The following is a 15,379-nucleotide window of genomic DNA, read 5'->3' on the forward strand; positions in this document are numbered from 1 at the left end:
CGCGTGGAACCTTCATTCCCTATTGACGGGCATCCGGAAATATCGTTTATTTAACCGATATGATGAAGGTTTCCACCAGAGGACGTTACGCATTGCGCCTGATGATTGATCTCGCCCACCACCGCAACGAAGGCTACGTTTCCCTGAAGGAGATTTCCGCCAGGCAGGACATTACCGTACGTTATCTGGAACAGATTATCGCCATCCTCCTGAAAGCGGGATTTGTCCAGAGCTTCCGGGGAAAGGCGGGAGGATACCGCCTTTCCAGACATCCGCGCGAATACACCACGGAAGAAATCCTGAAACTGACGGAAGGCTCCCTTCTGCCTATTTCCTGCACGGCTCCCCACGAAAATCCGTGCCCGCGGGCGGCAGGATGCGCCACGCTGCCTTTCTGGCGCGGGCTCCAGCAAGTCATTGAGAATTATTTGCGCCGCGTAACGCTGGAAGATCTGGCCGAGCAGCAGAAGGAAATCGGCTGCGACTACGGAGCCGGCATTTAAGCAGCGGCCGCGGGCCTGAACATTTCTCCACCTTTTCCCATTCCGGCCCATGTCCCGTTTTTTTTACCCGGAGCTTGACATGGGCTTTTCTTTTCGTTATCTATTTCCTAGTTTTCCGATAGGAATATAAAAATATGAGCAAGAACCATCGATTTGAAACACGCCAGATCCACGTGGGTCAGGAAAGTCCGGACCCGGCCACCGATGCGCGCGCCGTACCTATTTACGCCACCACTTCCTATGTCTTCAAAGACTCGGAACAGGCGGCGGCCCGTTTTGCCCTGGCGGAGCCGGGCAATATTTATAACCGCCTGATGAACCCAACCGCAGATGTTTTTGAACAACGCATCGCCTCCCTGGAAGGAGGGGCGGCCGCGCTGGCCGTATCCACCGGGGCCGCCGCAGTCACGTATGCCATCCAGAACATCGCCCGGGCCGGGGACCACATTGTTTCTTCCTCCACCGTATATGGCGGAACGTACAATCTTTTCGCCAATACGCTGGCGGATGCCGGCATAGAAACCACTTTCGTGGACGCGAGGGACGTTCAGAATTTTTCCAGGGCCATCCGGAACAATACCAAGGCCCTGTACGTGGAAAGCCTGGGCAACCCGAATTGCGACATTGTGGATATGGAAGCGCTGGCGGAAGTGGCGCACGCCCACGGCATCCCGCTCATTGTGGACAGCACGTTCGCCACGCCCTTCCTGTTCCGCCCCTTGGAACACGGAGCTGACATCGTGGTGCACTCCGCTACCAAATTCATCGGCGGCCACGGCACGGTGATGGGCGGCGTGATTGTGGACGGCGGCAAATTCGACTGGACGCAGAACGACAAGTTCCCAGGCATCAGCAAGCCCAACCCCAATTACCACGGAGCCGTGTTCGCGGAGGTATGCGGCAATCTGGCCTATATCGTCAAAATCCGGGCCACCCTGCTGCGGGACACGGGAGCCACCATCAGCCCGTTCAATTCCTTCCTGCTTCTCCAGGGGCTGGAAACACTTTCCCTGCGGGTGGAACGCCATGTGCAGAACGCTCTGCGCGTAGCGGGCTATCTGGCCGCCCATCCCCAGGTGGAAAAAGTGAACCATCCCTCCCTGCCGGACCATCCGGACCACGACCTTTACAAGAGATACTACCCGAACGGGGGCGGCTCCATTTTCACCTTTGAAATCAAGGGTGGCGCGGAAAAAGCTCGCAAGTTCTGCGAAAGCCTGGAACTATTCTCCCTGCTCGCGAACGTGGCGGACGTCAAGTCCCTGGTGATTCACCCCGCCTCCACCACCCACTCCCAGATGACGGAGGAAGAACTGAAGGCGGGGGGCATTACGCCATCCACCGTGCGACTCTCCATCGGGACGGAACATATCGACGATATTCTGGAAGATCTGGAACAGGGCTTCCGCGCCATTCTCTAACGATTTGACGGCAGCAACGCTCTTTCCCTACAAGCCATGAAAATTTACAAAAACATTACGGAACTGATCGGCGGCACCCCGTTGCTGGAACTGACCAATTACGAACGCAGGAACGGCCTGAACGCCACCATCCTGGCCAAGCTGGAATACCTGAACCCCGCCGGCAGCGTGAAAGACCGCATTGCCCAGGCCATGATTGACGCGGCGGAAGCCGCCGGAGAGCTGAAGCCGGATTCCGTCATCATTGAGCCCACCAGCGGAAACACGGGCATCGGCCTGGCGGCGGTGGCCGCTTCACGCGGGTACCGGATTATACTGACCATGCCGGAGACGATGAGCGTGGAACGCCGCAACCTCCTGAAAGCCTACGGCGCGGAACTGGTGCTGACGGACGGCGCGCTGGGCATGAAAGGAGCCATCGCCAAGGCGGAGGAACTGGCCGCGGGACTGCCCAACAGCTTTATCCCCGGCCAGTTCGCCAACCCGGCCAACCCGGAAGCTCATTTCCGCACCACAGGCCCGGAAATCTGGAATGATACAGAAGGCAAAGCGGATATTTTTGTGGCGGGCGTGGGTACCGGAGGAACGATCACAGGCGTGGGCAAATACCTTAAATCCCGTAATCCGGACATCCGGGTCGTGGCTGTGGAGCCGTTCTCCTCCCCCGTGCTGACCCAGGGCACGGCCGGCCCCCACAAGATTCAGGGCATTGGCGCGGGATTCGTTCCGGAAACGCTGGACACCTCCGTGTACAATGAAGTCATCACCGTCACCAATGAAGACGCTTTCGCCACAGGGAAGGAGCTGGCGCGCACGGACGGCGTGCTGGCGGGCATTTCCTCCGGCGCCGCTCTATGGGCCGCCACACAGGTGGCGCGGCGCCCGGAGAATGAAGGCAAGACCATCGTCGTCCTGCTGCCGGACACGGGGGACCGCTATCTTTCCACCCCTCTGTTTACGGACTGATTCTTTCCATTCCTTTGTCATGAAAAAATTCAACCTCCATCTCTACCTGGTTACGGATGAACCGTCCAAATGCCGCTACAGCCTTCTGGAAACCGTCCGGAAAGCGGCGGACGGGGGAATTACCATCGTGCAGTACCGCTCCACCAACCCGGATGCGGGAACCTGTTACCGGGAAGCCCTGCCCATACGGGATTTCCTGGCCTCCCGCGGTATTCCCTTCATTGTCAATAACCGCATTGACCTGGCCCTGGCGCTGGAAGCAGACGGCGTCCACATCGGCCAGAGGGATCTTCCGGTTCCATCCGTCAGAGCCATGATCGGCCCGGATAAAATCCTGGGGCTGTCCGTCTCCAATGAGAACCAGCTCCGCGCCGTGGATGCCGCCCTGGTGGACTACCTGGGCATGGGCCCCGTCTTTCCCACCATTTCCAAGCTGAACGCCCCGCCCGTGCTGGGCGTGGAAGGCTTCTCCGCTCTGGCTTCACAGTCACCGCTGCCCGTTGTCGCCATCGGCGGTCTGGACGCGGAACGGGCCCGGCAGGTGCGCGCCACGGGAACAGCCTCCGGAATTGCCGTTGTCTCCGCCATTTGCGGAGCGGAGAACCCGGAAGCCGCCGCACGGGCTCTGGCCTGACGGGCGGACCGCGGGAAATGCCGGACACCATCATTTTTTAACGCCATGCTTTCATCAACAAACCTTGTTCAAGCCGTTGCCGCCGATCTGGGAAAAATCCGGGAAACGGCCCCGCTGGTTCTTTCCCTGACCAATTCCGTCGTCCAGCCGCTGACGGCTAATCTTCTGCTGGCCATAGGCGCTGTGCCCGCGATGCTCAACGACGCGGAAGAAGCGGCGGACATGCTCCGCAACGGAACAGGCGCCCTGCTGGTCAACCTGGGCACCGTGACGCGCGAACAGGGGGCCGCCATGCAAACGGCGGTGCGGGAAGCCAACCGGCTGAATATCCCCTGGGTGATGGATCCTGTGGCCGTAGGGGCGCTCTCCCTGCGCACGCGGCTGGCGGGGCAATTAAAGGAACAGTCTCCCCGCATCATCCGCGGAAACGCTTCTGAAATCATGGCCCTGGCCGGCTATTCCTCCGTCATGAAAGGGCCGGAAAGCACCAGTTCCAGCGCAGACGCCCTGCATGCGGCCAGGGAACTGGCCCTGCACACGGGGGCGGCCGTGCTTGTTACGGGGCGTACGGACTATTCCACGGACGGCCGCCAGGTAATCGCCACGGAAAACGGACACGCCATGATGTCCCGCGTCACGGGCGTGGGCTGTTCCATGGGGGCATTATCCGCCGCCTGCGCCGCCGTTTCCCCCACTCCCCTGCAGGCGGCCGTTTCCACAGCCGTACTCATGGGCATTGCCGGAGAAATGGCCTTTGAACAGAGCCCCGCCCCCGGTTCCTTTGCCGTATCATTGCTGGACAGCCTTTACTCCCTTTCTCCGGAAGACGTTGTCCGTAGAGCGCGCTTTCTTTCCCTTTAACCGTCTCCCTCCCCTCCGGAAGGTTACGCCGCATTCATACGGCCTGATCCTGCCGGCTCCGGAGGAGGCAGGCGCCTCAGCTGAGGCTATCCGGGAGAAAGAAAGCTCCGGGGCCCGCCCCGCTGGAAAACCTGCGCCATGCTTTCAGGCGTTACGCCCACGGAGCAGGAAACAGCATCCCGGGGACCTGCCGGATCCCGCCACAGCCGTTTGCCTATCCCGACCGCCGAGCGCTGGGACTGCAAGCGGATTTAGTGTTGAGAAATACCTGCGGCTCCCTATAATAAAAAGCAATCCATTTCAGCATGGCAAACTCCACTACCACGCAAAAACTCTGCAACTGGTTCATTCAGCAGTCGAACGCCAGGGGGCACGTCCTGACGCCCGTCAAACTGAACCATCTGGTCATTCTGGCGGACTGGTGGCATCTGCACCGAACAGGCGGTTTTCTGATCAATGAACGGGTGGAAGCATGGCCTTCCGGTCCGGTACTCCCTTCCATTTATCATGAATACAAGGATCAGCCGCCCTACTCTTCCATAGAACATCCCAGCCGCCGCCAGCCCCCTTTGGAGGAGGAAACGGACATCATTCCCTTTCTGGAACATATCTGGAACTTCTATGGCAAATATACGGCCCAGCAGCTCGGACGCATCAACACCGCCCCTTCCTCCCCATGGCGGCAGGCCCAGGGCAGGCACGAACAGGCGCACCGCCAGCAAATCACAGAGGAACATGTGCAGGCGTACTTTCAAAGCCTGGCCGGATAATTCCGGAAAAAACAGCCTGCCGCTTCCCTGCACAGCCTTTTTCCAATCAAAACATATCTTTGAGTAAAAAAAAACTTGCAAAAAACGGCCGGTTCCGCTTTAATGCGCCCGCGCTTTCAAAGCGTCCGTTACATAGCCCTATAGTGTAATCGGTAACACAGCGGATTCTGGTTCCGTATTTTGGGGTTCGAGTCCTCATAGGGCTACCACTTCTAATAAAAGAGCCGTTTCTCCGGAGACGGCTCTTTTATTTTCTTTTTATTCCCGCTTCCACCGCCCCTTCCCACAAACCGGACAACAAGGAGACGGTAAAAAATCTGGAAGCAAAAGATGATTCTTTGACAGAACCTGTTTCCTCCCCGTTTATATTGGAAATATGGCACGTCTTTTATTCCTTCTCGGCGGCATTCTGCTCTCCTTCTCCCCTCCGGCAGAAGCGGCAGCCCAATACAGCATTATCCCTGAGCCGTCCAGAACGGAACTCAAGCAAGAAACAGCAACAACTTTACAGCTTCTTTCCGACCGGGAAGCTCCGTCCCTGAGAACGGACGCCTACCGGCTCACGGTCACCCCGCAGGGAGCGCACCTCGCTTCCGGAGGAAAGGAGGGCAGAATTTACGGGCTGGCAACCCTCCGCCAGCTTCGGGACCAGTTGGCGGAGCAGCCGGAGGGCATCCCCTGCGGCATTATTACGGACGAGCCGCGCTACCCCTGGCGCGGCCTCATGGTGGACCCCGCGCGGCATTTTATCCCCGTCAAGGACCTGGAAAAATTCGTGAACCTCATGGCCTACTACAAATTCAACAAGCTGCACCTGCATCTGACGGACAACCAGGGCTGGAGGCTGCCCGTGCCCGGTTACCCCAAATTGAAAAGCGTCGCCTCCAGGCGGGCGGAAAGCTTCGGAGACGGAATCCCCCACGAGGGGATGTACACCAAACAGGAATTGAAAGGCCTGGTGGAGTACTGCGCCAAGCGGGGGATTGAAGTCATCCCTGAAATAGACATGCCGGGCCACAACCAGGCGCTCCATGCCGCCTACCCGGAATTTTTCTGCTTCCCCAAACCGGACATAAACGTGCGGACGACAGCGGGAAACAGCAGGGAACTGGTCTGCCCCCAAAAGCCGGAAGTCTGGGAATTTTATGCCGCCGTTTTCAAGGAACTCAAAGATATTTTCCCGTCCGGCACGGTTCATCTGGGCGGGGATGAGGCCCCTACGGAACTCTGGGGAAAATGCCCTCTGTGCCGGGAAGCCCGGACTAAAGCAGGCATGAAAGACGAACAGGAACAAATGAGAGCCTTTTTTGCGAAAACGACAGCCCTGCTTGCCAAAAACGGACAAAAACCGCAATTCTGGTATGAGGGGAATGCCGGCATTTACCATCCGGGGGAAACGGTTTACGCCTGGCGGCAAAACCAGGCATGCCAGTCTATAGAGAAGGCCAGAAAGGCGAAATTGGACCTGATTATGGCATCCAACGAATACTGTTACCTGGATTTTCCCCAGATTCAGGGGCAGCACAACTGGGGATGGATGAAAACCACCACCCTGCAAAAATGTTATGAACTGGATCCCGCTTTTGGAAAACCGGAGAACGAGGCAGGCCATATCCGGGGCGTTCATGCCCCCATATGGGCGGAACGCCTGCCGGACCTGGACCACTTGCTTTACCGCGCCTATCCGCGCGCCTGCGCCATTGCGGAAGCCGGCTGGTCCCCGATGAACGCGCGTTCCTGGGAAAACTTCCGGCGCAAGCTGGCCGACCACCGTCAATTCATCCTCAAACGCTTCAATTATGATATGGAGCGCACCAGGGAGAATGAACCCGCCTTCCCGTGGAAAAACAAAAAGTAATTCCCGCCGTTTTTCCTTATCACGCCTCCTTCACCATGATAGAGTCTTTTCCGAAACAACTTACCGTGATGTTCAAACTGCCCTCCATCCTGGCCTGCGCCATTTTTTCCGCACACACGGCATGTGCCGCCGCAGCGGAAAAATACAGCGTTATCCCGGAGCCGGAAAAAACGGAGCTGCAGCAAAACAGTACCAGAACCCTGAAACTTCTTTCCGACCGGGAATCCCCGTCCCTGGGAAAGGCCGCCTACCGGCTCTCGGTCACTCCTCAGGGGGCGCACATCGCTTCCGGAGGAAGGGAGGGCAGAATTTACGGGCTGGCAACCCTCCGCCAGCTCCGGGACCAGTTGGCGGAGCAGCCGGAGGGCATCCCCTGCGGCGTCATTACGGACGAGCCGCGCTACCCCTGGCGCGGCCTCATGGTGGACCCCGCGCGGCATTTCATCCCCGTCAAGGACCTGGAAAAATTCGTGGACCTTATGGCCTACTACAAATTCAACAAGCTCCAGATCCACTTGACGGACGACCAGGGGTGGCGTCTTCCGGTGCCCGGCTACCCCAAACTCAAAAGCATCTCTTCCAAACGGAAAGAAAGCATGCGCAACGGAACTCCTCATGAGGGGATGTACACCAAACAGGAACTGAAGGATCTGGTGGAGTACTGCGCGGCGCGCGGCATTGAGGTCATCCCTGAAATAGACGTGCCGGGCCACAATCAGGCCCTGGCGGCAGCCTATCCTGAATTCTTCTGCTTCCCGAACCCGGATACGAAAGTAAAGACCGATGAAGGCGTCACTCTCCACCTCATCTGCCCGCACAAGCCGGAAGTATGGGAATTTTATGCCGCTGTTTTCAAGGAACTCAAAGACATCTTCCCGTCCGGCATCGTCCATCTGGGCGGGGATGAAGCCCCCCTGGAAAAAACCTGGGCCCAATGCCCCCTCAGCATCCGGTACCGGGAGCAAAAAGGCATGAAGGACGTCCATGAGGAATTGAAGGAATTCATCAAAAAAATGTCCTCCATGCTGGCTGTTCACGGCAAGCGCATCCAGCTATGGTATGAAAAACCGTGGGCCAAAGCCAACATTTACAGCAAAGGAGACGCCGTCTTCACCTGGCGCATGGGCCAGACTCCGTCCACCATCACAGAAACAAAAAAACAGGGACTCTCCCTGATCATTGCTGCCGGAGAACACTGCTACCTGGACTATCCGCAAATTCCAGGGCAAAACAACCGGGGATGGATGCCCACCACCACGCTGGAACAAAGCTATAAGCTGGATCCCGCTTTTGGAAAACCGGAAAAGGAAGCGAACCACATCATCGGCGTTCAGGGCACCGTGTGGGGAGAGCATCTCCCTGCCCTGGATCATATTCTCTACCGCACCTATCCGCGCGCCTGCGCCATTGCGGAAGCCGGCTGGTCCCCGATGAACGCGCGTTCCTGGGAGAACTTCCGGCGCAAGCTGGCCGACCACCGTCAATTCATCCTCAAACGCTTCAATTATGATATGGAGCGCACTAAAGAAAACGAACCGCCTTTCAAATAATCCGCATTCTTTTTCCATGAGCAACATGAAATTTGCACGTCCGCACCGCCCCTCCGTAGAAGAACTGGCCCAGGGAGTACTGGCCGGAAACCGCGCCCTGCTGGGAAGGGCCATTACACTGATAGAAAGCAATGCCGTCCGGGATCAGGAATCTTCCCGCGCCCTCATCTCCAGGCTCCTGCCCCATTCGGGCAACGCCGTCCGCATCGGCATCACGGGCGTTCCTGGCGCCGGAAAATCCTCCTTCATTGAAGCCTTCGGCACCTACCTTTGCAAAAAAGGCTTCAAGGTGGCCGTGCTGGCTATTGACCCGTCTTCTTCAGTCTCCCGCGGTTCCATTATGGGAGACAAAACACGCATGGAGGAACTCTCCGGAGAGGAAAACGCCTTCATCCGCCCTTCCCCCTCCGGCGGCTCTTTGGGCGGCGTAGCCCGGAAAACGCGTGAAACCATGATTGCATGCGAAGCCGCGGGCTTTGACATTATTCTCATTGAAACCGTGGGGGTCGGCCAGTCGGAAACTACGGTGCGCTCCATGGTGGACATATTCATGCTCCTGCTCATCACCGGAGCCGGAGACGATCTCCAGGGAATCAAGCGGGGCATTATGGAACTCGCGGATATCCTGGTAGTTACCAAGGATGACGGCGACAACCGCCAACGCGCCGCAGCCCACTGCCAGGAACTGAAAATGGTGCTTCACTACCTGCAAAGCCCCACTCCCGGCTGGACGCCCTCCGTCCTCACCTGTTCCTCCCTGGAGGGACGCGGTCTGGACACCATTGAAGAAACGCTCTTCCGCTTCCGGGACAGCATGAAGGAATCCGGATTCTGGTACAACCGCCGCCGGAGCCAGTCCCTCTCATGGGTGCAGGCCCTGGTGCATGAAGCCCTGCTCACCGCCTTTGAACAGCACCCCGCCGTAGCGTCCCGCATGCCTATTCTGGAAAACATGGTGGCGGGGGACAAGATGGACCCCGTTTCCGCCGCACACGACCTGCTGAGCCACTTCACTTATCCAGCGCCCGGACATTAAAGAAATCTTCAAGCACCCTGGCGTAAACTTCCTTTTTAAACTCCGGCAGCCACTCCAGCTTAAATTCGGCCGGGGTTATCCATTGATAGGCGCAAAACTCCCGATTGTCCAGGTCGGGGGCCGGAGCGTCCGCATGCAGCCGGCACAGGAAATATTCCTGCTCCTGCCCCACAAAAGGCTGCCGCCGCTTTTCACGGACATACTCCAGCACCTCCGGCGGATAATCGTAACGATACCCTTTCCGGGATTCCACAATATCATACTGGGTCGGTAAAAACCCCACTTCCTCTCTAATCTCGCGCCGCACGGCATCCAAAGCCGTTTCCCCCGGGTCAATCCCGCCCTGGGGAAACTGCCAGGCCCCTTTCTGCCCGGAACGCTCGCAAATCAATAATTTCCCGTCCTGCCGGACCATCATCCCCGCAACATTCGGACGATACAATCTTTCCATGCCTTGTTCATTAACATAACCTTTTCCGCATTTCCAGCCATGTTCTTCCATAAGCCTGTTGAAAACGGGCAAAAAATCCTTTTACAGATTTTTTCCCCCTCCTTCCAGGCGGCCCGGACATCATCCACCTTCCATCAGAAAAATAAAGACGGAAAATGTTCCGTTTGCAGCGGGAATGCCGTCCAATCAGCTAAAAATTTTAGTAATCAGATATTAACATCCTCCCTTTTTTCGAACATTGTTCTTTATTGGCAAGTCTATTGTTTTCACATAGTAAACTCCGGGAAGCAGGCCTCCCTTTTATTTTTCGCGCATTCCATTAATAAAGCTCCGATATGATCATAAAAATAAACTGTTTGGCCACCGCGCTTCTGGCAATGTCCGTATGGGGAGGCGGAGTGTACGGAGCAAACAAAAATGACCCTCACAGCACGCAAGATGCGGAACAAGGCCCCAAAGACAAACCGGATGCGCGGAGCATTTCCCGTTCCAATGCCAGAAGAGCGCTGTTTGAAGTCACGAAAGGAATTTACCAGATTCACGGGAACGGTTTTCCGAACATAACTATTATGGAGGGACAGGAAGGCATCATGATCATTACCCCTTTCGTCCCGGAAGAAATTATGACCGAAAGTCTTAACCTTTACTACCGGAAAGCGGGAAAACGGATTGTCAAAGCCATCGTCCATACACACCCCCATATCGACCATTTTGCCCATGCCAGAAGAGTGACATCCGGGCAGAACATCAATTCCAAAGGAACGCAGATACCGATACAGGGAAACTCTCCGCAAAAAGCCATCCCGGAAAAGGCTCATGCGGGCAATACCATGAAAAAAAATTCTGCCCGCAGGGAGGCCGCTCCTTTTGATAAAACGGTAAAAAGCGCCCTGCATTCCGGCAGGGGCGCCGCTGATTCCGGTAAAATCATTACAGCGTTCCCGCCTGCCGGGACTACCGCCAAGACAGGTGGAACAGTAAGGATAGACGGCATAGAAGTGGAATTCATGACGGTTCCCGGAATGGGAGCCTCTCCTGCCGCACTAATGTATTTTCCACAATTCAAGGCGCTTTTTTATGGAGAAGACACGGCAAGGGCCATGCATGATATTTGCACTCTGGGAGTATCCAAAATAAGGGACGCAAAAAACCGGTGGAAAGCTCTTGATCAAGCCATTCAGCGTTATGAAGACAAAATAGAAATTTTATTCGCGCAACATCATCGGCCCAGAATGGGAAAAGAAAATATTAAACGGTTCCTGGCCAGGGAATGCCGCAGCTGCAAATACATGCATGACCGGATATTGAATCTGGTCAGCAAAGGGTATTCTCCCGCAGAGATTGCGGAAAAAATCAATCCGATGCCGGAAGACGGCAGAATCAAGATTAGCTCTCCGGAAATCACCGGGCAAAAGGACTATCGTCAAGACGCCGAGGCATCAAGGCACGTTATGTTTGCCAATCTAAAAAGCGGCAACATAAGGAATCTTGCAGGAAATATGTTGAAACAATTCGGTTATCAAACGGAGTCCTTATTCCGAAACAATGAACTTCTCGTCAATGCCGGGGAACCGGGAAGCGGTCTGCTTAAAAATTCCCGCGAACTCGTCTTGACGGACACGTTATCTGCCCTGACTCCTGAACTGCTGTTCGACTACCTGGGCGTCAGCCTGAATAGCGAAAAGACCAAAGGGAAAAAGCTGGCTTTCAACTGGATTGCCCAAAATGGAAAACCATACGGTTTCTGGATTGAAAACGAAGTACTGATGTACCGCGAAGGAAAACCGGTCAAACACCCCGACGCAGTCATTACCGGAGACAAACTCCACTTTGCCCTGGTTGCCACGCGCGCAATGCCCTTAAAGACGGCGCTGGACAAAGGCATGATTAAAATTGAAGGCAATACGGATAAATTCAGGGAACTGCTCGGATGCATGGATAAGTTCCATGGGAACTTCCATATCATAGTTCCCTGAGCTCATTACCTCTTGAAGAGTACCGGCATTATTTTTCTCAACATCATTAACCGTATCAGCAAATATTGTTCAAACGGCCATGCCTTCCGGCGCAGGAAAGCAATTGAAACAAGGAATGACTATTTCTCAAGGGCTAAACATATTCTCTCCCCGCAACATTCAACGATTTTTCTTCCCATAGGGTAAGGGCTAATATTAAATGGAAATCATGAAACGTTTTTTCCTTCCTGTTTTAGCGCTACTTATTTGTGCAGCCGCACCTCTTTCCGCCCAGGCCAGGAAAGGAGCCGCCACCCCTTCCACGGACGACTACAACCAGAGCCAGTTCTGGATAGGCAATTTTCCGGAGGGGCAGTATGTGGTGCATCTCAGCCGGATTGTAGCGGTGGCGCAGCATAAGTATATTCTGGACAATGCCTGCATGGTGTATGAAGTGACGCTGATTACTCTGGGGAATACGCCCACCAAGTTTTATTATCTGGAAACGCTGGGGCAACATTCCGGCATCAACGCCATCAAGAATGTGACTGACCGGGCGAAGGAACTAGGGGCCGGCGCCGTCAACCGGGCGACGGGAGGAAGCATTGACCCGGATACAACCGTCGCAAAGATTTACCCGAATACGAATACCGTGGAATTCCGTGTAGCTACCCTGGAACAGCTCAATAAAATGTATGCCTCTCTGCTCAAGGCGTGGCAGGACGGGAAAGGGAGGACGTTCAAACCCTGAAGGCCTGAATCAGTGATTAAAGCGTAGCTAAGCATGGTCTGATTTCAATCCGCGGCAAGTACGGATTTTTTAATCATCTTTCCTCACTGCTAAATATATTTCCTCTCCATCATGCGGGCCTTCAGAGGATCCGCAGAATAGAGGTGGGTAAGGCCGATCGCCAGAGCGTCGGCGGCATCGGATTCCGGCGTTTCCCGGAGTTCCAAAAGAGCCCGCACCATAAAGGCGACCTGCGTTTTTTGAGCGGCTCCGCGCCCCACGACGGAAAGTTTCACGCTTTTGGGGGAGTACTCCATGATACGCAGCCCGGCTTCCGCCGCGGCAATGACCACGGCCGCCTTGGCCGCGCCCATCGTGATGGCCGTCTGATGAGACTGGACATAGATGATGCGCTCCACCGCCATTTCATCCGGGTTCCATTTGTCAATGAGGTTGCCCAAATGCTGCTTGATGGCAAGCAGACAGCCGGACTGGGACACGCTCCGGGGAATGGAGAGCGTTCCATAGTCCAGCGCGCGCGCCCGTCGGTAGTCGCCCTCCACCACGGCATAACCCGTGTTGCGGATGGCCGGGTCTATGGCAAGAATGCGCATGGGATGATCTTCATTCCATCAGAGAGAAACATCATGTTTCCCCCTCCTTAGCGCCTGCGGCGCTTGGGGCCCGCGGGTTTGGGCTTGCGGACGGATTTGACGGGCTTGTCTTCCAACAGGGCGGTGTACGTGTAATTGAACCCGTCCAGTTTTTTGCGCTCAATGGGTTTCCCGATGAAATTTTCCACAGCCGTGGCAAAGTCCAGTTCATCCGCAGTCATGATCGTGAACGCATCCCCTGAAGCTTCCGCGCGGCCGGTACGGCCGATGCGGTGCACATAGTCTTCCGCATTTTCCGGAACGCGGTAGTTGATGACGTGGGTCACGCCGCTGATGTCAATGCCGCGCGCCGCCACATCCGTAGCCACCAGAATATCGTATTTTCCGCTCTTGAATCCCTTAAGCGCCTCCATGCGCTCTTTCTGGGGAATGTCGGAGTGCATGACGGCCACTTCCCCGCGGTAACCATGATGCTTGAGCATGCCGCATACCGCGTCCGCCTCCTTGCGGGTGCGGGTAAAGATCATGACGGAACGGAAATCCGTTCCCTTGAGCAGGGCCAGCAGCAGCTCATCCCGCTGATCCAGAGCCACCGGATAAAAGGCGTGGCTGATGGTGGCGGCCACTTCACGCCGGGCGATGGTGACTTCCGCGGGGTCCGTCAGGCACCATTTGGCAAATCCCGCGATGACCGGAGGCATGGTAGCGGAGAAGAAGAGGGTTTGCCTTCCTTCCCACGGGCAGAGGTTGACGATTTTACGGACAATGGGCAGGAACCCCATGTCCAGCATTCGGTCCACTTCATCCAGAACCAGGGCCTTGACTTCACCGAAGCGCATGGTGCAGCGGTAGAAGTGGTCCACCAGACGGCCGGGGGTGGCCACGACGATGTCCGCTCCTTCTTTCAGGTCTTCCGTCTGCTTTCCGTATCCCACTCCGCCGTACAGCAACGCTACTTTCAATCCAGTGAACTCACCGTATTCGGCAAAGGCTTCCGCTACCTGGTCGGCCAGTTCACGGGTGGGTTCCAGCACCAGTATCTGAGGTTTGCCGATGGGTTGAAGCTTCGTCAGCAGAGGAAGGGCAAAAGCGGCGGTTTTCCCCGTTCCCGTTTGGGAGGCCCCAATGAGGTCCCTGCCTTCCAGAATGATGGGAATGGCCTGCTCCTGAATGGGGGTGGGATGTTCATAACCGCATTTCTCCACCGCCTTCAAGACGGGTTCCGATAAACCTAATTCTGAAAATAACATTGATCTTGTATGCTTGCTAAAGAGTAGAACACGATTCCGCACAGAGGCGCAGGAACCGCGGTCAGGAGATGAACGGATTGGTCAGCAGTTCGTTCTTTACGGTGGTATAAGGCCCGTGTCCCGGGAAAATCATAGTCGTGGCGGGCTGGTTGAGCACTTTCTTTTCAATGCCCTGTTTCAGCAGGCGCAGGTTTCCTCCCGGGAGGTCCGTCCGCCCGATGGAGCCGGCAAAAATGACGTCACCAGTAAACATGATTCCTTCATCCGGCAAATCGTAAACAATGCTGTCCGGAGAATGGCCGGGCACCTGGTGGAGATGCCACAACAGGCCGCCCCAGTTCGCCGTGTGAATGTCCGGAGTGAGTACTTCATCCACCACAAACGGCTGGACGTTGAGGGGAAGCCCCCAGGCGTCGCGGGCCATTTTTTCCAGCGTCAGGCTTTCATTGTAGGGCTGCCCGGCATGAATGCGGCAGTCGAAAATCTGGCGCATGCGGCAGGCGTCCTCCACATGGTCAAAATGCTGGTGGGTAATGAGAAGGTCCGTGATGATGATATCGGGCTTTTTGGAATAGATCCAGTCCGCGAAACCGGACGGAGCATCCACAGCCACGTAAGTGTTATCCCTCGTTTTGAAGAGGTAACCATTACAGGAAGCCACTCCACCCGTATAAACGCGAATCCGATCCATGGACAGGGATTGTAGTGAGATCGCCCGGAATATCCAGTATAAAGACGATTCCCTTAAATCGCTTTCTGTCATCTTCCCCTGGAAAAGCC

Annotated in this window: 15 protein-coding genes and 1 tRNA gene; 12 read left to right on the forward strand and 4 right to left on the reverse strand. The window is 56.0% G+C overall.

Going from position 1 to position 15,379, the window contains the following annotated elements; genetic code table 11:
• Nucleotides 1–62: 62 nt before the first annotated feature.
• The 10 genes from O4G22_RS10315 (at nucleotide 63) to meaB (ending at nucleotide 9,599) form a co-directional block, all read left to right on the forward strand.
• On the forward strand, nucleotides 63–503 hold the full coding sequence (locus O4G22_RS10315; protein WP_094137189.1) for an RrF2 family transcriptional regulator: 441 nt from the start codon (nucleotides 63–65) through the stop codon (nucleotides 501–503).
• A gap of 134 nt (nucleotides 504–637) precedes the next feature.
• Nucleotides 638–1,924 (forward strand): O-acetylhomoserine aminocarboxypropyltransferase/cysteine synthase family protein, encoded by a 1,287-nt coding sequence (locus O4G22_RS10320; RefSeq protein WP_215490245.1) that lies wholly within the window; start codon nucleotides 638–640, stop codon nucleotides 1,922–1,924.
• A 36-nt stretch (nucleotides 1,925–1,960) separates the two neighbouring features.
• Complete coding sequence (gene cysK / locus O4G22_RS10325) at nucleotides 1,961–2,890, forward strand: cysteine synthase A (protein WP_297666954.1); 930 nt, start codon at nucleotides 1,961–1,963, stop codon at nucleotides 2,888–2,890.
• Between the two features lie 19 nt (nucleotides 2,891–2,909).
• Entirely contained in the window at nucleotides 2,910–3,524 is a 615-nt protein-coding gene (gene thiE, locus O4G22_RS10330; protein WP_094137139.1) for a thiamine phosphate synthase, read from the forward strand.
• A gap of 45 nt (nucleotides 3,525–3,569) precedes the next feature.
• Entirely contained in the window at nucleotides 3,570–4,385 is an 816-nt protein-coding gene (gene thiM, locus O4G22_RS10335; RefSeq protein ID WP_297666952.1) for a hydroxyethylthiazole kinase, read from the forward strand.
• Between the two features lie 305 nt (nucleotides 4,386–4,690).
• On the forward strand, nucleotides 4,691–5,155 hold the full coding sequence (locus O4G22_RS10340; protein WP_022196939.1) for a Panacea domain-containing protein: 465 nt from the start codon (nucleotides 4,691–4,693) through the stop codon (nucleotides 5,153–5,155).
• 134 nt (nucleotides 5,156–5,289) lie between these two features.
• Nucleotides 5,290–5,364 (forward strand) — tRNA-Gln (locus O4G22_RS10345).
• A gap of 167 nt (nucleotides 5,365–5,531) precedes the next feature.
• Nucleotides 5,532–7,013 (forward strand): beta-N-acetylhexosaminidase, encoded by a 1,482-nt coding sequence (locus O4G22_RS10350; RefSeq protein ID WP_297666950.1) that lies wholly within the window; start codon nucleotides 5,532–5,534, stop codon nucleotides 7,011–7,013.
• 35 nt (nucleotides 7,014–7,048) lie between these two features.
• Nucleotides 7,049–8,563 (forward strand): beta-N-acetylhexosaminidase, encoded by a 1,515-nt coding sequence (locus tag O4G22_RS10355; protein ID WP_297666948.1) that lies wholly within the window; start codon nucleotides 7,049–7,051, stop codon nucleotides 8,561–8,563.
• Nucleotides 8,564–8,588: 25 nt separating this feature from the next.
• A complete protein-coding gene (gene meaB / locus O4G22_RS10360) occupies nucleotides 8,589–9,599 on the forward strand; it encodes a methylmalonyl Co-A mutase-associated GTPase MeaB (RefSeq protein WP_233465488.1) in 1,011 nt (336 codons plus the stop codon).
• Here the strand turns inward: meaB and O4G22_RS10365 are convergent.
• Complete coding sequence (locus O4G22_RS10365; RefSeq protein WP_179218532.1) at nucleotides 9,574–10,050, reverse strand: NUDIX domain-containing protein; 477 nt, start codon at nucleotides 10,048–10,050, stop codon at nucleotides 9,574–9,576. The two genes, meaB and O4G22_RS10365, sit on opposite strands and share 26 nt — an antisense overlap.
• A gap of 335 nt (nucleotides 10,051–10,385) precedes the next feature.
• On the opposite strand from O4G22_RS10365, the gene O4G22_RS10370 reads away from it, so the two are divergent.
• Nucleotides 10,386–12,026: an alkyl sulfatase C-terminal domain-containing protein gene (locus O4G22_RS10370; protein ID WP_297666946.1), complete on the forward strand. Its 1,641-nt coding sequence runs from the start codon at nucleotides 10,386–10,388 to the stop codon at nucleotides 12,024–12,026.
• A gap of 208 nt (nucleotides 12,027–12,234) precedes the next feature.
• Nucleotides 12,235–12,756, forward strand: coding sequence for a hypothetical protein (locus tag O4G22_RS10375; protein ID WP_306701736.1), 522 nt, complete (start codon nucleotides 12,235–12,237; stop codon nucleotides 12,754–12,756).
• 89 nt (nucleotides 12,757–12,845) lie between these two features.
• On the opposite strand, the gene ruvC is transcribed toward O4G22_RS10375, so the two are convergent.
• From ruvC to O4G22_RS10390, 3 genes are all read right to left on the reverse strand, one after another.
• The gene (ruvC, locus tag O4G22_RS10380) at nucleotides 12,846–13,349 is read right to left on the reverse strand and encodes a crossover junction endodeoxyribonuclease RuvC (protein WP_297666944.1); all 504 of its coding nucleotides are present in this window, start codon (nucleotides 13,347–13,349) and stop codon (nucleotides 12,846–12,848) included.
• A gap of 47 nt (nucleotides 13,350–13,396) precedes the next feature.
• Nucleotides 13,397–14,599, reverse strand: coding sequence for a DEAD/DEAH box helicase (locus tag O4G22_RS10385; RefSeq protein WP_297851869.1), 1,203 nt, complete (start codon nucleotides 14,597–14,599; stop codon nucleotides 13,397–13,399).
• Between the two features lie 61 nt (nucleotides 14,600–14,660).
• On the reverse strand, nucleotides 14,661–15,290 hold the full coding sequence (locus O4G22_RS10390; protein WP_179218534.1) for an MBL fold metallo-hydrolase: 630 nt from the start codon (nucleotides 15,288–15,290) through the stop codon (nucleotides 14,661–14,663).
• Between the last annotated feature and the right edge of the window lie 89 nt (nucleotides 15,291–15,379).

It is taken from the genome of Akkermansia muciniphila (assembly GCF_030848305.1).
Lineage (GTDB): Bacteria > Verrucomicrobiota > Verrucomicrobiia > Verrucomicrobiales > Akkermansiaceae > Akkermansia > Akkermansia muciniphila_A.